Here is a 22,874-nt window from a genome sequence, read left to right on the forward strand (position 1 = left end):
ATGAAAATGAAGTCATGTATATCTAGCCTGCTTCTGATTTTCCCGTTTTTTTCTTTCGCACAATATCCGGTCATCCCCGATTCGCTGCAACAAATGGCAGATGCTCGGGAAAAGGCAGAGGAACAGCGCTTAGAGCAGGCATGGGAAATGGCAAAAGCTGTCATGGAGCAAGAAGGAAAGCCGTATATTCCCTGGGCGGCTAAACCCGAAGATTTACCGCAAGCAGCTATTCCGGCGTTTCCGGGAGCTGAAGGCGGAGGAGCTTATACACCGGGTGGACGTGGAGGAAAAGTATTTGTCGTAACCAGTCTCGCAGATAGCGGTCCAGGTACCTTACGGGAAGCTTGCGAAGCAGGGGGTGCGCGGATTATCGTATTTAATGTTGCTGGGATCATCAATTTGGAGAAACCCATCGTAGTTAAAGCACCTTATGTCACGATTGCAGGACAGACCGCGCCGGGCGATGGCGTCTGTGTGGCAGGAGAATCTTTTTTGATTGATACACATGATGTCATTGTGCGCTTTATGCGGTTCCGTCGGGGAGTGACGGATGTAACGCGGCGGGATGATGCGCTGGGAGGCAATGGTGTAGGAAATATTATCCTTGATCATATTTCCGCCAGTTGGGGGCTGGATGAAAATATGTCGATGTACCGGCATGTATACGACAGAACCGGCAAAAACTTAAAGTTGCCTACCGTGAACATTACGATTCAGAACTCTATCTTTTCGGAAGCGTTGGACACGTACAACCATGCTTTCGGAAGTACCATTGGGGGCTTGAACAGTACGTTTATGCGCAACTTATGGGCGTCGAACATTAGCCGTAACCCTTCTATAGGGATGTATGGTGATTTCGGATTCGTCAATAATGTAGTCTGGAACTGGTGGAATCGGAGCGCAGACGGTGGAGACCACCGCTCGGAATATAATTTCATCAATAACTATTACAAGCCGGGACCGATTACGCCATTAGACAAACCAATATCCTACCGGCTTTTAAAGCCAGAATCCGGTAGGAGCAAGGAAAATGCCGGGACGTTTGGAAAAGCGTACGTGCATGGAAATATCGTGGAAGGCAATCGCCGTGTCACGAAAGATAATTGGGATGGTGGTGTACAGCCGGCAGTGGACGGAGATCCTACTCCTTATTTGGCGAAAATCAAAGTAGACAGCCCGTTTCCGTTGTCTAATTTTGGCAAGATATTATCAGCAAAAAAAGCATATGATTATGTGCTGAAAAACGTTGGTGCGACCCTTCCGAAACGAGATGCGGTAGATGAACGTATTGTAAAACAAGTAAAGACGGGTAAGGTGTTCTATACAGAGCCTGTTGAGCCCGTACAGCCGTCGCCTTATGTAAAACGTCGGTTGCCGATGGATTCGTACAAACAAGGTATCATTACGGATGTCCGCCAGGTAGGTGGGTATCCTGAATACAAAGGTACTCCCTATAAGGATACCGACAATGATGGTATTCCAGATGAGGTCGAGATGAAGATGGGACTAGATCCAAATAACCCGAACGATGCTGCACAGATCAGTGATAATGGATACGCCCATATTGAGAACTACCTGAACAGTGTCGTTCCAAAGAAGACTGTTACACCTTTTTAACCACTTAAAGGCGCTTTTTTATTAGTTTAGTTTAGTTTAGTTAGTTTAGTTAGTTTAGTAGGCTGTTGCGATCGCAACAGCCTCTTTTAATGAACTCCCCGTGTTCATTTCTTTGTATAATGTTTGTGTAACCTTTACAGCGCTATAAATTCAACGCGTCTATTTTGGGTTCGTCCCGCTTCTGAGTCATTCGGAGACACAGGAACCGCTTCACCTTTTCCGAAGGTCTCTAACCTGTCTGCGGCGATGCTATGCGTCGACACTAATATCTCCTTGACGGCCGCCGCTCGCTGTTCGCTTAACGTCAGGTTTGTTTTATCATCTCCGACATTATCCGTATGCCCAACGATCTGCAAGCGTAATTCCGCATTTTCCAAAAGCAGATCAGCAACCGATTTTATAACGCCAAACGACTCTGGTTTTATGCGTGAAGCTCCCGTGTCAAACAGTATCCCGGTTGTGGTAAATGAACCATTTTGAAGAAGATGTTGGCGAGGCGGCACTAAGCCTTTCGCTATTTTGATGTTGCTGATGTAAATGCCGATTTGCTCATCCTTGTACGGACTACTTGCTAATTTGAAAAACAATTGATTAAACTCTCCAGCTTTTGCTACACCTTTTGGTGCATCATAGAGCTTATCCCCGTCAATCCAAATACGTAAACGTTCTTTCTGAACTTGGATAGCTACGTGTGCGATTCGTTGGTACCATGTTTCTACCTTTTTGACATCTTTTGCCGGACTGTTGAAGTACCGAATATACTTTTCATACGAATCCAAACTAAAGGTTCCCGAATGGGCATGCGGTGAGATGTTTACATAGAAGGACTTGTCGCCATTTTGTTCGTTGAGCAGCTTGTTTGATGTAGGAGGCTGTTCACCCGAAGCTAATAAGCCAAATCTAAACTCAGGAGCCATCCATCCCTGAAAGTCTATATCGAAGACCATATCAAATTCTACGCTAAAATCTTGGCCAAACCCTTGTTCATTACCGGACAAGACAACGCTTCGTTGTGCCATGCGTAACCATTTCCCTTCGATGTTATTTAAATTAACGATAACCGAACTGCCATTGCTGTTCCAGCCTGAAGGCAATTCCCCAATTGGATCGTCGGAAAAATTTGCCGCATATAGTATAGAATCGCCAGGAATGAAATCGTATTTGCTGTAAGATTGGAGCGGGTTGTTATTTTGTGGTTCAACAACATGTGTGTTCGTTGATTTGTCTTGCTGTATCGTTGTATCTTGTCCGTTGGCAGTAGAAGCCGATTCTATAGCTTTATCGATTCCTTTGGAAACAGCTTTGTCTGTTTCGTTTAGTATTTTATTCACGGCCGTGTTTTCTATCCTACCTTTTACTTTCTTCAATATTCCCTGAGAATAGAGCGGACTGATGACACATGCCGATTGTACGGCGACGACCAGCATGATTCTTGTCCATATCACTGTTTTTTCCATCTTAATATACTGTTAATAAGTTTTGATAAATCTACCTAAGTATATAGTTTACCAACTATTTTTTCGACAAACGGCTATTTTTGGCGTTCTATGTTGTTGTTTGATCGATAAAATATGCAGTGGCGTGTTATTAAAGTTTAAAAGTCACGCCAAGGTTCAATATTCCAGCACCGTAACCTATTTCTCCGAATGCGCCTACTTTTTCGGTAAACCAATATCTAGATCCAATATGTCCACCCCATAAGAAGCCACCGGCAGAAGCAGAAAAAGGAGCATCATCGTCTCCGTCCCATTTAACCGATGCAATATTATAGCCGAGCATTATTCCCGCGTAAGGATCGAATTTTGTTGAATTTACTTTCAGGTGGTACGACCCCCTCGCTGCGGCCAGGATATGGGTATACTTCCAATTTCCATAACCACCAAAAGATTCTTTTTCAGTTGAAAATGCGGCATATGCGCCCACACTAATCCGATCGGAAACAGCCTGCTCATAGCTCAGGCCTACGGGTATACCGAAGCCGCCAGCGATACCTACCCCTACATTAAGCATCTTGTCTCCTTTTTTAAAAGATTGCGCCGCGGAGGTTGTAGCGTATAAGATGCACGCCAATGTAATAAATGCAATGTTTTTAATCTTAGTCATGATTTGTTTAAGTTTTATTTTTTGTCAGGACAAAATTAGATGAAGAAAAAGATTGGAATTTACGTGCTACTACGGAATGCCAAAAAATCAGTATGACCGTCATATATGGTATCCGGCAAGGCGAAATTGCAGCATTGAAACAAGAACTGCTAGCGTATAAGTGATATGCTATAACCTAATACATCAATTCCTTGATGGCCGGGAGATAGTTTCGACTGACGTTCAGCTCTACATTATTGGGTAGCGTGATGAATGTTTTGTGAATGTCCTTATATAGTTCCTTTAGGTGATCCAAGTTCACGACGTATGATCGATGGACACGTAAAAATTGGTGAGGGTCAAGCCTTTGCATAAATTGACCTATTCCCTGTGTACTTAAAAAAGATTCGTTGTGAAGGGTATAGATCCATGTATAATCTTTGTCCGCTTTTAAATGCGTGATTTCGGAAACAGGGATACAGGTCAAACGATTTCCCTTTTCCACCAGAATACGTCGCGGATATAAGGTTGATTTCTTATCAAATGGATTCCCGACCTCGTTGTTCTTACATTCAAGTTTATGTAAGGATGCCTGTAAGCGTTTTGTGGTGAGCGGCTTGAGTAGATAGTCTACTGCATCATATTCAAAAGCTTTGGCTGCGTCGGCTGGCGTCTCAGAAGTGAGGATGACAGCGGGTGAATGTTCTGTTCTATCCAGTACCTCAAACCCATTGATGCCAGGCAGTCTCACGCTGATGAACACCACATCTGGCTGAAGTGCGTCAATATGCCGTAAAGCTTCCAGACCGTTACAGGCTTCCCAAAAAGTAGCGGGATACCGATTTTGCTTCACTTCATCAATAAGTTGCCTACGAAACAAACAATCTCGGTCCACAATAAGCAAAGTTTGTTTTCTCATATTTCGTTTATTACCAAGTTTCGTCAAAAATAGACGTCGAAGCAGTGATTTAGAACTGACAAATGTCAGAAAATGAAGTTCGTATAATTTTTGTTATCTTCGTCTTCATACAATTTGGCGGAGAATCGATATGCTTTTGCGACACCATTTTGAACACGTATGCGCTTTTGCTGGGAACTATAATATACACTTCACTCCTGATGAATTTGATATGATACGCACCCACACCAAATGTGAAGTCTTACCTGCGCATACCGTACTCATGGAACAAGGTAAAAAGGTGGATAAACTGTATTTTCTCAATCGGGGTATTGCAAGATTATACCGCGTTCATAATGGGGTGGATCACACACTGGGTATTGTTTCAAGCCATTATTTTTTATCCACGCCCTTATATCTGCAAAGTGGCGAGATTTCTACCTGTTCTCTGGAATCATTGAGTGAGATCGATGTGTTGATATGGGACAAGGAAAGTGCACTCTACTTGAAAAAACACATCCCAAAGATGGAAACTATGGATTTGGCCGTCATGGATACGCTACTCAAATGGTTGCAGGATATCCAGATCAATTCCATCTGTATGACGGCCGAAGAACGCTACGTTCATTTGATGGAGACGCAACCGCTTGTTATCCAGCAAGTTCCATTAAAGTATATTGCATCCTTTTTGGCCATACATCAAGACAGTTTAAGCAGAATTCGTAAAAATTTGACGCAGCGGAGTTAAATAAGACCGCGGAGATAAGCTTCTTTAACAAGTCCCGCGGTCGTCTTTATATTAAGCTTTTGATTGAGGCTGTGTCGGTGAGATTCCACGGTACGGACACTAAGGAAAAGCTTGTCGGCAATTTCCTGATTGGAATATTCGTTTGCTATCAAAGCCAGAATCTCAAGTTCCCTGTTGGTGAGCTTAACGTATGCCGTCGCTTTTCTGCCATGAATAGATTGCTGTAGGATCTGTTGTTCAATCTGCTTATCGATGTACTGTTCCCCTGCTGCCACCGTTTCTATAGCCTGAAGAAGCGACTCTTTTTCTGTGCCCTTAAGTAAGTAGCCCATGGCACCATTCCGCATCATTTTTCGGACGTATACCACGTCGTCATGGTTAGTTAGCGCAATCACGGCAAGCTTTGGATATAAAATAAGGAGCTTTTTACAAAGATCTATTCCGTTTGTATCGGGCAATTCGATGTCCAACAACAGTACATCCGGAGTTTCTTCACTTAATTTCTGTAATAAATCGGCACCGTCTTGAGCGGTGAAAAGGACCTGGTACGCCGGTTCATCTTGTAGCATTTTTAGAAGTCCATTGATGATCAAGGAGTGATCGTCTATTATGCCAATAGTTATCATATATGCTGATGTTGTTTCTTGTACAAAAGAAGAAAGAATGGAGACGATATTTTACCGTATTAGTACGGAAAACATCGTATCGTATCCAATACGTTTAAAGATCAACAGTCGCTTTGTCCAAAGATGCGGTCATAGGGCAGTCAATCTCGATAAATACAGAAGTTCCCTGTCCGATACAAGATCGAATATCGATGTTGCCCTGCAGTGACTTTACACGATTATTCAAATTGTGAAAGCCAATACCATTGGCCCAAAGGGTTTCGGTATCGAATCCTGTCCCATTATCTTCAACGGTGATCAGTAAGCGTCCCTGTTCTTCGCTGAGTTGAACAATTCCTTCAGTAGCTTGTGCATGTTTCAATATATTGGTCACGCATTCTTGGATGACACGATAAATGGTTAGCTGAGAACCCTTGTCTAATTCAGGAAGCTCGCCCATGACGTAGCAATGCATCTGGAAGTCCGGTTTATTTACCCTTTGGCAAAACGATTGAATGGCGTAGCCAAGTCCTTCCTCGAGAATCATTTCTGGCGCAAGGTTGTGGGAGATATTCCGTATCTCGCGCACGGCTATTTCTATCAATTGACTTACTTCTTGGAATGTCGTACGGGGGTCGCTATGTTTCGTCATTGCGTTGATTTGTAGGCTTGCTGCTGATAAGATACTGGCTACACCGTCGTGCAGTTCCTTCGCTGTCCGTTCCCGTTCCCGTTCTTCACCTGCTAATTGTGCTTCGATCAGCTTCTTTTGCAATTCCGTAGATTGAGCCTTTCGTTTTTGTCTATTTAATAGTCGTATGGCGACCAATCCGAATACCAACAAAAATATCGAAAAGATAAAGATAATAAACCATTTATTCTGACGGTCGAGTTCGGCAGCCTGCTCGACGATCTTGAGGTCTCGTTCGACGATCTGCTTTCTATTTTGAGCCGTTTCATATCGTACTTCAAGTTCCTGTATCGTTTTTTGTGTTTCTTGGCTCTGTAGCGAATCCTTTAGCTGTGCATGCTTTTTGTGAAAATTCAGCGCCTGCTTATAGTCGCCAAGCGCTTCGTTGATGTCGGCCCCATCTTTATACAAATCGACAAGCTGCGGTGTTGCCAATTCCGTTGTCGCTAGTTTAAGAGCCATTTCGAAATATTCTTTTGCGGCTTGTGCACTACCTATTTCTTTAAATATACGCGACATCCCTGAAAGTGTGTAAACCTCATTTCCGGGAATCGATTTCGGGGTGATGGCCAGCGCTTTAGCAAATGTCTCGAGCGCCAATGGATAATGCTGCTGCATACGGTATACCTCGGCCAGATTATTCAGTGCCTTGATTTCCATCTGTAGGTCACCATAGGAGCGTCCTATGGATAGATACTGTTTCCCATGATGTACAGCGTCGGCCAATTTGCCTGCCATGGCCTCCGCAACCATCACATTGACGAGGCTGTTGCCCATAGATATCGTGTCCTTTAACTGCCGAGCTATTTCATAAGACTGCCACGCATATTCCAGACCTTTGTCGAGATCTTGGAGATCCAGCAATAGGGAGCTCAAATTATTAAGATATTTTCTTCTATCAGACAAGTCCTTGTGTGTTGGATGTTTGATTTCGTTGGAAATTTCCAGCGCACGGATCAGGTTGTTTGCAGCTTCTTTTAATTGTCCTTTGGCCTGATGCTGTAACGCGATATTATTGTATGCTGCAGCCGCCTTCGGACGATTGTTTAGACGTAAGCTTATGGTTAGGGCGAGTTGAGCATATTCCATAGCCTCCTCAAATCGCACTTGATCGTATAGAAATACACTGTAATTGCCAGCGAACAATAGCTTGCCCGATTCTGAGTTCAATTGATCGGCAAGTTCGCCAGCTTGTTTGAAATAATATTCAGCGGAATCCGGGAGCCTCTCCTTCTGTTTTTGTTTCGCGATTTCCACTAAGTGCGTAATTCGAGAAGTATCTTGCTTCCCTATGAAAGAGGAAGTTTCGGACGGTAACGCGATAAAAAGAAATAAACAAAGTGTGTACATAGGTATTCTGGTAATATCCTGATTAAGTTGAAATATAGATCGTTTAAATTTTTCTGCACATCTCTTTCTACTAAAGTTTTTATTCATCGACCAAGTGTATCAGCGAGCGACTAAGATACAATGGAATTTTGATGCAGGACATCCGTAGCAATACGGAAAATTTGTGAATAGGCTTTACTACAGTTCTTTTCGGGTTAATATCCTCCTAGATTCGCAAAAAAAATTATGATGAAGAAAATTGTATTCATTCTTATATCAGGTTTGTTATTATTGATATTGTTTTCCTGCAAGCGGGACGAACATCAGGAGCCGGAGGAACCCACGTTTCCCTTTATGAAAGTGGGTAACCAGTGGAACTATAGGCTGATAACCGAAGCAGGGGAGACGGAGATCAGTTATATGATCGCAGATAAAACGAAACAAAACTACTTCAAGGTATTGTTGAATTTTGTAGGTTCAGAACTGCCTGCAGTGGATCATTTTTGGTACGCCGATCAACAGACTTTTACGATGGCAACGGAGTGGCCGGACAGTGACCTCAAATTTACGATGTTAGAGAAGGCGGCCAAAGTTGATGACCGTTGGGAATATTTTGTTCCGGCACCTTTGAATCCAGAGAATGACGATCTTTCAGGTACGATCACCTATGAAGTAATAGCGGTTAATGCTACTACGATAGCCATTGGAAAGACGTTTACGGATGTATATAAAGTACGACACACGGCGTCGTCCCATCCGCAATTTTATGCGGACTATTTCATTAGTTTGTCCTCGGGAATCATAAAAATGGAGGGAATGGGATATGTGCGGATAGATGATGACGAGATTGCATATTTTCCGCTAGAATGGCAATTAAAATCGAAGAACTTTTAATGTTTTTATATCAATTTAATGAACATCACGCTATTTTACAAGCTGTTTATACTGGGACTGATTGCCATATCGTTCAATTCCTGTCGATTGGATTTAAATGATAGTAGCACCTATCCGGCGATAGATCAGCAAAAGATAATTTTACATCATTATTCCGTATACGGACTGCTACCTGTATCACAGGCCTATACGGATGCTGTGCTGAGGGAGTCAGAAAGGGGTTGTTTCAAACCTGATCGATCATTTATAAATGGTGTGTTGGCTGCTGTGACATTAGGTATATATACGCCGAATGGAACGGGTAACTAGTAATGAAAGGCTTCAGAATATTAATAGGTCGTACAGCGGTGATATGCATACTAAGCAATATTATACTGACAACATCACTCACGTTAATGTTGATAAGCGCAGTTGAGATAGTCAATACACTGTATTTTAACCAGGGAAACCTTAATTCCTATGGAACGGGCTTTCTTATTGGAAATGTTTTTTTGTTTTTTGTGTCCACGTTGTTAAGTTATAAGTTGGCAAAATCTATACATAAAAGATCCTGATTAGATCGTTTTGCGCTGTTAGCGTGCCTTTCCGGGTTTTCTTAAAAAATTCGTATCTTGCAGTAGACACTAATTATGAACTGGAAATGCCGGAAAAAAACTTGATTCATGTATGGAAGGAAACCCTATCGTCCAAGCCCGTTACTCGGGAAACGTTCAAAGGGATGCATCTCACTGCATTGCATCAGGCAACCCAGCAAAAACTGGACGAGTATCTGTTGTGTGTCCGGTTTGAACTCCACGATTTTATTCTCTGTGAACATGTCTTGTGGATCACTCTATTGTTTTTATGAAGAAGTTGGTTGTTCGGGTAAGAAAATCCACTGTTTTCATCCGAAAGCTAACTATCCTCTTAGAAGAATGAGCTGTTATATGTTTTTAGTTAACTGTTTTTCTTTTCCTATTAGTTGTCCTACGAGAACGACTGTCTCTTTTTGCCCGGTAGCTACCTACTCAGACAGAACAGCTAACGCTATCTGTACAAGCGTTAGCTGTTTTGTTAGAAAACTTAGCTGTTTTTCCGAAACTGTTAACTCTTCTATCCTGTGTCTGTTCTGCTGGTTTACCTTAAACAATGGTTCTTTGATGGCATAAATGCTGTTTTTATAATGAAAATCTGTTGAAATAGTATTTGTAAAGGTTCGTTTTTTCGCCAGAAAGTTTTTCGGGGTACCCCTAAAATTGGCGAAAACACGAACCTTTTGCCTGCTTTTGTGCCGCATCTTTGTACTGTACGTACGAATCGAGTAATTCATAAATTTTAAAACATTAAAAAAGAAAGAAATGGCAAAACCAATCTTTAGAAGCAAGAACGCAACGGAGTTATTGCGTTATGCAGAACAGATCTTTAAAAAGATGACAGAGAACGCGGACATGTTTGTTGATCCGGTTCCGGATTTAGAAACGTTGGAAAGCAGACTATCCGCCTATCGGGCTGCTTTTGCAGAAGCCTCGTTTCGTGATCAACGGGCGGTTATCCTGAAGGGGCAGGAGGGTGAACGGCTACAGGAGATCGTCTATCGCCTTTCCCACTATGTGGATGCGGTGGCGCAGGGTGACCCCGGTATCATCGTAGCGGCAGGATATCAGCCCTCCGAGAGTACGGGCAACCGTATCGACCGGACACCTAAAGCTGAAAACCTACGTGTATCACATATACAGGTGGGATTGGGTATCGTCCGCGTACGGGTAAAACCCTGGAAACCGGCCAGGCTTTACCGTTACGAGTACCGTAAAAAGGGCTCGGAAGAGTGGACGGGCATCCTGCACAGTAGTTCAACGGTAGAATTGCGCGGGCTGGATAAGCTGCAGGAATACGAATTCCGGGCATCCTACATCGGCCGGGACATCGAGCCAAATTTTAGTGATACCATCACGGCGCTTGTTGTCTAGCAAGGCAAAGGGGAAAGTCTCAGAACGGGGCTTCCCCTTGCTTTCAGATTTAGATTTTAACTCCTTATCTTTATAACAATTAAAAAATTATGGAATTATAACCCAGTCCCATCCTCTCCGCACGATCACGCTACGGTATGACCGCTCGAAACTAGCACCGGAGTTCGAAACACTGGCGCTGCAATATTTTCAGGAGATGCACGACCGCACTTGGGAAATCAAGCAACGAATAAACAACGCGAGGCTCCAGATACCAGCGTTCAACATCCAGGTGGAGGAACTGGACGCCTTGCTAACGGAAGCCAAAGGGAAATTTAAGCACCTCGAAATGGCCTATGAGACAAATCCGTACAAGGACACGATCCGTGTGCAGCTGAAGAAGCTATTGGCTGCTATAAATACATTTTTGGAAAGCTTCGTGCCCAAACTGGTAACACTGACAGAGAATTATTACGATTATGATGATTATACCTTTGCACAGGATAAATGGAGGACGGAAACCGCTCATCCGCAATTCCACAAAATCTTTGCGCATTACCAGGACTGTTCCGTGGATATGGTTTTCTTTGACGCGGATCTGGACGATTTTAGGGGTATACTCAGCTTTGTAAAAAAACAAGAGGGGAAATACTACGAGGAAATGGATACACTCATCGATGATTATACAGATCTTAACGAGCAGTTGGCCGATTTTTTTGAGGCTGTCGAGAAATTCGATGAAGGGTTAATAATGGGTGGTTGAAATCAATAGCATAACATCATATTAGGGGACTATCCGAGAAGCAGGATGGTCCTTTTTTGTTTTGCTGCACAACTGATTCGCTATCGGCGGGGCAAGATTACAAAACGCCGGAAAGTCGGATATGGTAATATTTCACAATAAAAAGGTAATGGGCTATAATATTTACGATGTGTTTATTATCAATTTTGTTACAACGACTAGCGATTATATATTTAGTTATAGCATGTTTGTAGTAGTACATGTGTAGAAGGGAGAAAAGGATTAGCATTATAAACGTTTTTTTAGTACTAACTAATAGAGGAATCGTAACTGAAAATCGTAAAGATTAAGAAAAATAATAAGAGTCGCGCATAGTGTCTTTTGTACAATATTGGCAGTTCGGGATATAGTCAATACGTATTCCGATGGTAAATTATCGACTATCTTGTTGGGATGGTTCTTGATTATGGCATGTTGTCGCTATGTGGTTGTGGATTAATTAAGGGAATGTAATTTAATAACCTAAAGTATAATTTAATTAATAACAAAAAACCTAAAAAGATGAGATATAAAAACTTTATGGGTAGTGTATTTTCGATTGGCAGGATGTTTTTTCTCTTTCTGTTTGTCGCGTCCATTTACGCGTGTAATAAGGATGCAGCGCCAGGTCCGCCGACGAGTTTGACACAGATGACAAGTGGTATTACCATTGAGCATGCAGACACATCTCTTGTACTGAAGTGGAGCCCCGGGATAGCCGCTTGGGAAGGTGATGACCGTCGAGCTGAGGTGTCCTATCAAGTCCAGATCTCTACAGATCCTACCTTTAGCGATGCGAGTCAGAATTCGCTTGATTTAGAAACCGATTCCACATGGTTTTTTCTTGGTGACGAGGAGATCACGCCTTTGCAGGAATACTATGCTCGTGTACGCACGGTGAAGAATACCGGTACAGGTGCTTCTGGGTGGATAAACACACCGAGCTTTCAGCTAAAACCTATAGATCTCTTCCGGCCAATTAAAGTATGGAATCTGACGGATGAAGCCGTTATTTTGGGCTGGGCGACGCACGGTGAACTGAATACCTTGGTAGTGGAAACTGCTGAGGGTACGGATAAGCAGGAATTCAATGTAAAAGACGCCGGCTCGCTCTCCAAGCTAATAGAAGGATTATCATCTGGGAAAAACTATGTAGCGAGACTCTTTCGTCATGATGACAGACCATTAGGTGTGTTGGAATTTACGACGAAACCTACGGTGGAACAGGCAGGTTATATCGATTTGCGTGCTTCTAGTGACCCAATGATCTTGCAAAACACCTTGAATACGGTGCCAGCCGGAAGTACGATTGCATTGAAGAGAGGGATGACCTACACCATTACAGAAACCTTCAAGCTTGATCGTGATGTAACGATAACGAGCGAACCGGGCTTCGGTAATCAGGCACGTATACAGATGTCTTCTTCTTTTGACGTAGCGGAAGGATCGCAGATTAACTTGATCAAATTCGAGGATGTGGAAATAACAGGAGAAATAGCAAGTACTTATGCCTTCAATTTATCTCCGGCCTCTACCATTAAGAAAATTGAATTTGAAGCTTGCCGGATATCGGATCAAAGAGGTGTGGTGCGTTTAAAAGATGCAGGATCGAAAATCGTGGAAGACTTTGTGATCAACAATTCTATTGTCCAGAATATCGGAAATTATGGACTGCTTGCCCCCGATCATGTGGATGGTACTGTAAACAATATCCGCTTGACAAACTCTACTATTATCAATGCAGAGTGGATTGTCCGATATAATAATTCGGCGGTTAATCATTTGAATACTATGATAATGGAGAATATGACCTTCTTCAATGCGCCACATAGTAATCGATTCATTATTGATATGCAACGGACAGGAAGTACGATCGGTAGCTTTACCGCTCGCAATACGCTATTTGGCTATACGGCAGGAGGGCGTTCGTTTAATCGGTTTGTGCCGAATTCGGTTTCCGCAACGAATAACTTCGTTACGTCTGAAGCGATCTGGGGCACCTCGGCGACTCAGGGATTGGCAGCAGCAGGTATCGTGCGCTATTCAGCGACTTCAGAGCAGGTTTTTGCCGCGCCGGATAAGACTAACTTCGCCAATAGCGATCTGACCATTATCGATGCTGCGTTGTTTACTGTCGGTGATCCGCGTTGGAGACCCTAAGTGAAGAGAAGAATAATAGAGATGAAACCTATTTTTAGAATGAATAAACTTAAAATGAAGTATATGAAGAGTCGTGCTGATATGCCCCAAGTTGTTCTAAGGGGAACACGAAATGTGCTGCTGGCCTGCTTGCTAGCCACTCCTTTTGTGGGAGTGGAAGCAGCCGATATACCTGTTCGAGAGCTGACGAAAATCGAGAAGCTTGTCAACATAACAGGGAAAGTTATCGATCAAGATGGCAACCCGGTCGCTGGCGCCACCGTTTTGGTAAAAGGAACAAAGTCGGGGGTACAGACGGATAAAGATGGTGTATTTAGGATAAATACGCCTGAAGGAAATACACAGCTGGTCGTGAGCTTTGTTGGTTACAAAGTGCAAGAAGTCAATGTTGGTGGAATGACTAGTATCACCATTACATTGGAATCCAGTGATGCGATTGAAGAAGTGATTGTAACCGGATACGGTACGCAGAAGCGATCCGAAATTGTGGGATCCGTGGCGACGATAACAGGAGAGGAGCTGATGGATATTCCGGCACCAAATATTGCCGGGGCCTTACGAAACCAAATCGCCGGTGTAGGCGTGAGCGAAGTCTCTGGTCGACCAGGATCGCGTATCTCCTTAAACATCCGTGGGGCGACGACGAGTGAAGCTGGCGCTTCCATCAACGCGACATCTGAACCATTGTATATTGTCGACGGGATTACCGTGGGCGCTGATGTGTTCGATGCGTTGGACCCTTCCATGGTGGAAAATATTACCTTCTTAAAAGATGCATCTGCAGCCATCTATGGGGCAGCTGGTGCGAAAGGAGTAGTTCTTGTTACAACCAAGAGAGGAAAGCAAGGGAAACCGAGTATATCTTACAATGGTTACCTCGGAATTACCGATGCCGCGCGAAAACCTGATTTTTTAACAGCCTATGAATTGGCGCAGTTCCTGAACGAAAGCGCATTTGTAGGGAATAAACGAGCAAGTGAAATGTTTTCAGAGGCTGATTTGGCCTATTTGAGGGGCTTAGATGCGGAAAGTTGGTACGATCAGCTGTGGAAACCGGCAGTGATGCAGCGGCACAATCTAAATATTTCCGGTGGCGGCGAGCGTACGACCTTTTTTGTGGGCGGAAGTTTTCAGAATCAGAACGCTAATTATGCCGGGATGAAAAATGACAAGTATTCGTTGCGTAGTGGCTTGACGACGACTATCGTGGAAGGATTAACCGCGGATATTGCTTTTAACCTCAATCATAATATTCGGGAAAGCCAGAACCAGATTGGTAATGAAACCGATGCGGATTTCTACTCCAAACTGATTGCAACCCCGGATTGGGTTCCAATGTATATCAATGGGCTTCCGGTAAATATTAATGGTCAGAGCAGCAATCCTTTAGCCGTTCTTAACTCGGGCTATCTGCAAACAAGCAAGTCGCAGGATTACAACATCAATGCTAGCTTGAACTGGGCGCCTTCCTTCCTAAAAGGCTTTTCCGCAAAACTGCAGGTTTCGCAAAGAGGAGGGAACAGTAGTGGCGAACAATATGTGCCGCCTTATCGGTTGTGGAATTTTCAGCGTATGGGCAACAACGGTGAATTATACTCCAATAGTTTGGTTGCATCGGGAAATCAATATAATGAAGTGCTCCCTAAATCAAGTTCTACGTTGGACGCGAGTTTAGGTAACACTAGTGGCTATCAGGGATTTGTTACGTTGAATTATAATGGAACTTTCGCCGATCATACGATAGGTGTGGTTGTAGGAGCGGAACAAACGGTGTCGAACAGCGATAATCTGTCCGTTCGTTGGCTGAGCCAGGCGATTCCAGATAAGATGGACTATTGGGCATTTGATTTACACGATCGTCCAGGCCGTTCTATAGGCGAAATGACCAAGCGCTCAGGTTTTGGACGTTTGAGCTATGATTATAAGAAAAAATACATCTTGCAGGTGGTAGCACGTCTGGATGCTTCGTCCAACTTTGCGCGGGGCGACCGCTGGGGTTGGTCGCCAAGTGTCGGCGCGGGATGGATCGTGAGTCAGGAAAACTTTTTCAAGGACAATGTGGACTTTGTAAATCACCTGAAACTGAAAGTAAACTGGGGGATTACGGGCGATGACCGGGTTACGGATCGTCTGTGGCAGGAACGCTATAGTGTCGATATAAATAACGGTTATATGTTTGGTGAGGGGAACTACGGTGTAGGCCTTAATCCCACTGACTATCCCAATTTGCTCATCACCTGGGAGAAGAAGCGTTCCTTTAACTTCGGGATTGAAACTACGATGTGGAACAACCGCTTAAACCTGAGTGCAGAGTTCTTTCAAAACAAAGTGTTTGACGGATTTGACCAAGGTGTCGATCAAACAAATCCGCTGTACTCAGGTTTGATTGCACCACCGGTAAACTACCGCGAAGCTTATAACTGGGGTTCGGAATTTACCATTGGCTATAATACCCGTATTACAGACGACTGGAGTATCAATGCCGGCATGAACTTCGGCTGGGGGAATTCTGTCGTAACCAAGATGCTGTATAATCCGAATGCGTTTACAGAGCGAGATCGGACACATAACGATTGGTTAGGGACTAAATTTGGCGTGGATCCGCGGAAATACAATACAAATAACATCGGATATCTAACAGAGGGGATGTTTCGTACACAGGAGCAACTGGACGCTTTTATGGCCGAAAACCCGAACTATACCATTAACGGTGATGTGCCACAGGTGGGCTGGATGATCTATAAAGATACCAATGGGGATGGCGTGATTAACTTTCTAGATAAAGACATATTGTTTGATCGTACCACACCGGTATTCTCCACGGGAATCAATCTTGGTGTACGTTACAAAGATTTCAGTTTAAGAACGAACATCATGGCCCGTTTTGGCGGAAAGGTATTTGTGGACAGCCGGGCGAGGACTAAACCGAGTTACAACACCAATGTGCCGATTTTCTGGCGTGACCGCTGGTCACCAGATGATCCGATGAACGGCAAGTACCCAAGGGCCGACGATCCGTATATCAATGACGCGGCTGATATCTGGGCGCTAAACGGAACAACTATCCGCGTGAACAACATGACGTTGAGTTATGCAGTGCCATCAAATGCAGCTCGTCGTATAGGTTTGTCAAACGCAAGGCTATTGCTGACGGGCAATAACCTTTGGACCCTTGTCAATCCGTTCAGCTACAAGGATCCTTATAGCTCCCAGGTGTATAATTACCCGATCGTACGGACGATATCGGTGGGTTTGAGTGCTAGTTTATAAAATTAATACGAAGAGACATGACAAAGAAAATATATACAAGGTTTCGGAAAGGCTTCATGCTGGCAATATCTTCTGCCGTACTGCTTTCCTGCAACAACGACGACTTTTTTATCCTGCCCGATAGGGGAGGATTGGATGCTGAAGGCTTATGGAATACCGAGGGTGCTGTAAATATGCACCTTAATAAAGCTTATGAATTGATTATTCCTCGGTTCCCCTATCAGACGATTCCCTCGCGCTTCGATATTCACCTGGTCAGTGACGAAAACTTCTTGGCATCCGATGGTGGACACGGTGCGCGGGCCATGGGAATTTTCGGCACGGAGCTGATCAATCACGATGTGTTTTACGTCGGGAACCGTTATACGCAAAACTACCTAGATAACCGTTATATGGATATTGCCCGCTGCAACAACGGGATTAAATACCTACCGGAGAGTACGATTGCCGATCATATCAAATACCCGATGTTGGGGCAGTATTATGCGTTGCGGGCAATGGTTTATCTGGAGCTAGTAAAGGTCTACGGTGGAGTACCGCTGGTACTAGAACCACAGGATCCCGACAATGTGATGACAGATGGTCGGTCTAGCGCCCGTGCCTGTTTTGAACAGATTGTAAGTGACCTCGATAATGCCATGACGTATCTTAAAGATGTAACATGGGGAGGGAGCGAATGGGGACGTATAACCTACGAAGCCGCCGCCGCATTGAAAGGCAAGGCGTTGTTATATTGGGCCAGTCCACAGTTTAATCCACTGGATGATCCCAAGCATCCGCACGATGCGTCACGCTGGCAGGAGGCGCTTGTAGCGAATAAAGAGGCGTACGATATCGGTTTGGCATCGGGACGCCGTCTGGTAGAGGAATATGGCATGATCTTTCAGACCAAGGGGGCTTCGAATCCCGAAACGTTAATTTCTCGTCCTTATTCCAATACGGAAGCGCGGCGCGGACATGATGAGGAACGGAGATCGCGGCCGAGATCAGAAAGCCAGAATGGATCACCCTTTAGAGGCTATCAACCTACCGTGAAACTGCTCCGTGCTTATCCGATGAAAGATGGAAACCGTATCGACGAGTCAGGTGATTATACCTTCAATGAAATACTATTCTGGAAAGATCGAGATCCTCGTTTTGAAGCGACCATGGCTTATAACGGTAGTGTATGGGAGTTGAGTGGTAAGGAAGGGCGTCGTCAGTGGAACTATGAGGGAGCATCGAATGGTGGAGACTTGGAAAGTGCCAATTGGGCCGTTTACTGTAAAAAGTTTACTACACCAGATTTGGCTGAAGCCTCCGTTCCATATAATGATGGACGAGGAGGAAGTGGTATGGACTGGATCGAAATGCGTTTTGCAGAGGTGATGTTGAACCTAGCGGATTGTGCTAATGAAACCGGTGATATGGCGACGGCAAAAGATATGGTACGGCAGATCCGTGATCGTGCCGATATTGAACAAGGTAGTAACGATTATGGGTTGGGTCGGATTGCCAGTAAGGAGCAAATGCGTGAATTGCTCCTCAATGAACGTATGATTGAGTTTGCTTTCGAGAACAAACGTAATGCTGACCTGCGCCGCACCCGAAACTGGTCTAAGCTAAGCGGTGAATTTTTGGAAGTTTACCAATTACAGGTGTTCGGCATTAATAATGACGCTAGAAGGGACACGATTGCAAAATTACAAACTGTTGTTAATGAAACAACCGGAGAGCAATTCCGCGATCGTCTGGATCTGAATGATGAGGAAACCTATCTGAAGTATTTTCAACCTCACGTCGCCCGGCCGCAGGAAACCAACTTTAGGGCAATCTTTATCCCGGAGTACCACAATTTCTATACCTTCCATAACGACTTTGTACGTCGGGGTGTGAACATCGAAACCACGATCGGATGGGAAGGCGGAACCTTTGATCCTCTAGATGATTAAGTATCGAGATAAGAACCCATGGAAAAAATTATATAATAAGAAAGATGATGAAAATAGCAAGATGGATCCCTCTCTTTGCGATACTATTGGCCTTTGTAGCCTGCAAAAAAGAGTCGGAGAATATATTTACGATGTTTGAGGACGTCAAGGTCACTTTTCACAATAACAGTGAATATGCGATTGTAGAAGATGCTGTCGTCAATGATGGCGATAGTGTACATATTTACTTTACTATTACCTCGGCTAAAGAGGATATGATGTCGGTAGTGGTAGACAGTACTAACGGTACCGGGACGTGGTCGCAGCGTTCGATACCGATATCAGAAAGCGACCGCCGTTCCTATTCCGGCGTCGTCAAGTTTAAAATGCAACGCGATGGGAAAATGACTTTCCGTTTTTATGCGATGAATGAGAAGAATGTGTATATAGGTGATGGGTATACATCAATTACGGTAGATGCTAGACCCAGCTATAATCTGTTCGCCGACCGACGGTTATACGCGCCTGTTGAAGGAGAAGACTACCCAAGCTTTTTGTCACTCAGTACGGGGAAAACCTACAGCTATAGTGAGGCTGCTGCAGTATCAGACCAGATAGACTTCGGAATTGATACGATATTTGATAGCAGACCAGGGAACACTACTTTTTTGGTTTACAATTTATATGCATTGACTGTGGATGAGTATCCGGTGCCGTACTACGATGTTTCGGGCTGGACAAAGCGTGAGACCAAGTTTAGTGCGCCCGTGTCGTCTTCAAATTCACGGCAGTTCTTTACCCAAACATTGGTGTCGTCCAGCAGAATCGAAACGGAGGCAATGAAGCAAACGATTGATAAAGAACAGACAAACGGTGTAGAATATAATTCCGGAGGAATGGTGGCGACGCAGATTATATACTTCCAGACACCAGAGGGTAAATATGGGGCAATGTATGTCAACCAAGCCACACGCGACCAGCAAAATAGGCAGTACGTAAGTGTTAATATCAAAATCCAGAAGTAAAATCAGCATACATAACATACAGGTGAATCTAATCCGAGCATGTTATTTTACATGCTCGGATTTTTTATATCCCTACCGCTGAACAACAACACGGACTCAAAAAAGCAAAATAGGGAGGATAATCGCTTGGGTAATATCTTGAAATAACGCGTAAAAATGGTATAATAAATAATACACAAACCTGCCTATCTTTAACTAATTAAATCGCTAACGCTTTAAACATCAGTTTTTAAACCTCATTCGCAGTTTAAATGAGTTGAAGCATAGTTGGCCAAAAGGTGAGTAATTACCTATTTAAAATCTGAACAGTATGTCTATAAAAAATATAGTTTCCCGTCGACTTGCCTGTGGATTAGCGTTTTTTAGCCTATTTTCAGCACAAACAGTTTGCGCCCAGCAAAAGCCGGTGGTGAAAGTGGATCTTAACGAAAGCAGCCGCCGAGTTACGGAGACGAACGAAGTTGGTTACGCCTCGTGGCAGGTAAAAGCCAGTATGTCTGATACCTTCACACAAGGCAATATAAAAGTAACGTTTACAAAGATAGGGAGCGGAAGCGGTGAGCTGGCGTCCGAATGGTACAAAACAGGTATGGGGTCGCCTAACTTTGCCTATTTGGTTTCCGACGGACTCACGCTAAAAGATGGAGATGCCGCAGGAAAGATTGAGATGCGAATCAGTGGGCTGCCGGAAGGTAAAAATACCCTGCTGACGTATCATAACATCCCCCACAGCCCGGAAGGCAATACATTCAGCCCTATCGTGATTTCGCATAAAGGTAAAAAGCTAACGGTGCAGCCGAGCGTGAGGGCTCTCAGAACGGCGGACGCTGTAACCGCTTATACACATCTGGATGTAAAACAAGGCGAAGATGCAGTTGTCGTATTTGAGGCCGGAGACAAAACAAACGCTGTTATCAGAGATCTCATTATCAGTGCGTTCGAAATCAACACGCCTGATGCCGCGAAACAGGCGCATTCGCCATCACCAGGCAATGCCGATGAACACGTGGAATCAAAAGGCAAAACCTTGAAACTGACTTGGGAATCCGCTCCCGGTGCGACGAAACGTGCGGTCTATTTTGGTTTGGATTCGACCAAGGTGGCTGATGCGACGCCTGATTCTCCCGAATTCAAAGGGGAGCAAAGTGCAACTGAATTTGTGACAGGTGACCTTTACAGCATGGATACGTATTACTGGCGGGTAGACGAGATAACCGGTGAGGGAAAAACAAAGGGTGACGTCTGGTATTTTCGGCCAGCACAGCTGGCGTTTCCAGAAGCGGAAGGATACGGCCGATATGCGCGTGGAGGCCGTGGTGGAAAAGTAGTTGAAGTCACCAATCTGAACGATAGCGGCCCCGGGAGTCTGCGAGAAGCCGTAGAGGACCATACGGGGCCAAGAACCATTGTCTTTGCCGTATCGGGTATTATCCACCTGAAATCCCGTCTCGTTGCGAATCAACCTTACGTGACCATTGCCGGACAGACCGCGCCGGGTAAAGGCATCTGTATCGCCGGTGCACCTTTTGGATTCACGGGGAATGACGTCGTGGCACAGCATCTGCGTGTTCGCTTAGGTGCGGGGAAAACCGCTGACGGCATGGGCCTGACCGGTGCAAATTACAGCATTGTCGACCATTGCTCGATCAGTTGGACAATCGATGAGGCTTTCAGCTCACGGGGGGCAAAAAATATTACCTTACAGCGGACGTTAATTTCCGAAGCGTTGAACTCGGCGGGGCACAGTAAATATGAAAAGGGTAAAATGCATGGGTATGCCGCCAGTATTGGAGGAGATGTAGGAAGTTTTCACCACAATCTATTGGCACATTGTTATGGCAGAAACTGGAGTCTGGCCGGCGGTTTGAATGGTGACGGATTTTATAGCGGTAAACTGGACCTTCGCAACAACGTCGTATATAACTGGGGCGCGCGCGCTACAGATGGTGGAGCTCATGAAGTCAATTTCGTAAACAATTATTATAAGCCGGGTGCAGGAACAACGCAGTTCTTCGCTTTCATCGGTGATCATGAAAATGTCGGAAAAGGTATGCAACGTTGTTATTTCAAAGGAAATGTGATGCCTGGACATTTTGACGAACGAAACCAGGAAGCGGGTAGGAAAGCAAGATATAGTAACGGAGACTCCGAAAAATATGAAACATTTGTCGATCAGCCGTTTTTTAATCCTAAAGTGACTACTCATAGTGCACGGCTGGCCTATAAATTGGTGTTGTCTGATGTGGGTAACAACCGGCCTGGGTTGGATGAACACGATCAGCGCATCATCCGGGAAACGATTGATAGCACCTATTCTGCAACTGGTAGTATATCCGGTAAGCCGGGCTTCCCCGATCACCAGGATGATGTAGGTGGCTATGATGACTATCCTGAAGTAAAACGTGCTGCTAACTGGGACAGCGATCATGACGGGCTACCGGATTGGTGGGAAATTCATCGTGGGTTACATCCCAATTCTCCGAAGGGGGATTTTTCAGATGCGAATCTGGACAAAGATCGCAATGGTTACACGGAATTGGATTATTATCTGCAATGGATGTCCAAAGCGCACTTTAGCGCAGCGGCTGGAGAATCCTTAGAAATAGATCTCCAAGCATTGTCTAGAGGATTTACGGAAGACCCGACATTCCAAGTAAGTCATGTGGAGAATGGTACCGTATCGTTGGAAAGTGGTAAAGCTGTTTTCAAACCGTCCGCTGATGGCGTAGGTTCGTTTGAGTTTACGGTCACGGACGAGGAAGGCGATAGGATGACGCGGAAGGTCAATATTCTCAGCGGTATCACGATCTAGCCACGATCTGTTATGATTAGAGAGATACATTTCACGCGTCGACAAAATGATACAAGAGCCGGAGAATATATTATAAGTATGCTTCGGCTCTTTTACCTAGATTTGTCTAGTGTAATGAAACGAAAAA

Annotated in this window: 16 protein-coding genes; 11 read left to right on the plus strand and 5 right to left on the minus strand. The window is 44.4% G+C overall.

The features are described from left to right. A complete protein-coding gene (locus H8B06_RS10250; protein WP_190994179.1) occupies positions 1–1,617 on the plus strand; it encodes a polysaccharide lyase in 1,617 nt (538 codons plus the stop codon). Positions 1,618–1,751: 134 nt separating this feature from the next. Here H8B06_RS10250 and H8B06_RS10255 read toward each other — a convergent pair whose 3' ends face one another. The 3 genes from H8B06_RS10255 to H8B06_RS10265 form a co-directional block, all read right to left on the minus strand. Beyond that, on the minus strand, positions 1,752–3,074 hold the full coding sequence (locus H8B06_RS10255; RefSeq protein WP_190994180.1) for an OmpA family protein: 1,323 nt from the start codon (positions 3,072–3,074) through the stop codon (positions 1,752–1,754). Positions 3,075–3,204: 130 nt separating this feature from the next. Then, on the minus strand, positions 3,205–3,720 hold the full coding sequence (locus tag H8B06_RS10260; protein WP_190994181.1) for a hypothetical protein: 516 nt from the start codon (positions 3,718–3,720) through the stop codon (positions 3,205–3,207). Between the two features lie 175 nt (positions 3,721–3,895). Continuing rightward, positions 3,896–4,618 (minus strand): LytR/AlgR family response regulator transcription factor, encoded by a 723-nt coding sequence (locus H8B06_RS10265; RefSeq protein WP_190994182.1) that lies wholly within the window; start codon positions 4,616–4,618, stop codon positions 3,896–3,898. A gap of 211 nt (positions 4,619–4,829) precedes the next feature. On the opposite strand from H8B06_RS10265, the gene H8B06_RS10270 reads away from it, so the two are divergent. Further along, positions 4,830–5,345 carry a Crp/Fnr family transcriptional regulator gene (locus H8B06_RS10270; protein WP_223857604.1) on the plus strand — a complete coding sequence of 172 codons (516 nt, stop codon included), beginning with the start codon at positions 4,830–4,832 and terminating at the stop codon, positions 5,343–5,345. On the opposite strand, the gene H8B06_RS10275 is transcribed toward H8B06_RS10270, so the two are convergent. Both H8B06_RS10275 and H8B06_RS10280 read right to left on the minus strand, forming a co-directional pair. After that, positions 5,342–5,971 (minus strand): response regulator, encoded by a 630-nt coding sequence (locus H8B06_RS10275; protein ID WP_190994184.1) that lies wholly within the window; start codon positions 5,969–5,971, stop codon positions 5,342–5,344. The two genes, H8B06_RS10270 and H8B06_RS10275, sit on opposite strands and share 4 nt — an antisense overlap. A 94-nt stretch (positions 5,972–6,065) precedes the next feature. Then, positions 6,066–7,991: a tetratricopeptide repeat-containing sensor histidine kinase gene (locus H8B06_RS10280; RefSeq protein WP_190994185.1), complete on the minus strand. Its 1,926-nt coding sequence runs from the start codon at positions 7,989–7,991 to the stop codon at positions 6,066–6,068. 225 nt (positions 7,992–8,216) lie between these two features. Here H8B06_RS10280 and H8B06_RS10285 point away from each other — a divergent pair, with 225 nt between their 5' ends. From H8B06_RS10285 to H8B06_RS10325, 9 genes are all read left to right on the plus strand, one after another. Further along, positions 8,217–8,864 carry a hypothetical protein gene (locus tag H8B06_RS10285; protein ID WP_190994186.1) on the plus strand — a complete coding sequence of 216 codons (648 nt, stop codon included), beginning with the start codon at positions 8,217–8,219 and terminating at the stop codon, positions 8,862–8,864. Between the two features lie 18 nt (positions 8,865–8,882). Next, positions 8,883–9,173, plus strand: a complete 291-nt coding sequence (locus H8B06_RS10290) for a Bor/Iss family lipoprotein (protein ID WP_190994187.1) — start codon at positions 8,883–8,885, stop codon at positions 9,171–9,173. Between the two features lie 1,028 nt (positions 9,174–10,201). Further along, a complete protein-coding gene (locus tag H8B06_RS10295) occupies positions 10,202–10,810 on the plus strand; it encodes a fibronectin type III domain-containing protein (RefSeq protein ID WP_190994188.1) in 609 nt (202 codons plus the stop codon). Positions 10,811–11,006: 196 nt separating this feature from the next. Continuing rightward, positions 11,007–11,552, plus strand: coding sequence for a hypothetical protein (locus H8B06_RS10300; RefSeq protein ID WP_190994189.1), 546 nt, complete (start codon positions 11,007–11,009; stop codon positions 11,550–11,552). 540 nt (positions 11,553–12,092) lie between these two features. Next, a complete protein-coding gene (locus H8B06_RS10305) occupies positions 12,093–13,730 on the plus strand; it encodes a DUF4957 domain-containing protein (RefSeq protein WP_190994190.1) in 1,638 nt (545 codons plus the stop codon). 39 nt (positions 13,731–13,769) lie between these two features. Further along, positions 13,770–17,000 carry a SusC/RagA family TonB-linked outer membrane protein gene (locus H8B06_RS10310; protein ID WP_190994191.1) on the plus strand — a complete coding sequence of 1,077 codons (3,231 nt, stop codon included), beginning with the start codon at positions 13,770–13,772 and terminating at the stop codon, positions 16,998–17,000. Positions 17,001–17,017: 17 nt separating this feature from the next. After that, positions 17,018–18,931 (plus strand): RagB/SusD family nutrient uptake outer membrane protein, encoded by a 1,914-nt coding sequence (locus H8B06_RS10315; protein ID WP_190994192.1) that lies wholly within the window; start codon positions 17,018–17,020, stop codon positions 18,929–18,931. Positions 18,932–18,975: 44 nt separating this feature from the next. Further along, positions 18,976–19,935: a hypothetical protein gene (locus H8B06_RS10320; RefSeq protein ID WP_190994193.1), complete on the plus strand. Its 960-nt coding sequence runs from the start codon at positions 18,976–18,978 to the stop codon at positions 19,933–19,935. 310 nt (positions 19,936–20,245) lie between these two features. After that, positions 20,246–22,747, plus strand: a complete 2,502-nt coding sequence (locus H8B06_RS10325; protein WP_223857605.1) for a pectate lyase family protein — start codon at positions 20,246–20,248, stop codon at positions 22,745–22,747. Positions 22,748–22,874 lie beyond the last annotated feature (127 nt).

This window comes from Sphingobacterium micropteri (genome assembly GCF_014692515.1).
GTDB lineage: Bacteria > Bacteroidota > Bacteroidia > Sphingobacteriales > Sphingobacteriaceae > Sphingobacterium > Sphingobacterium micropteri.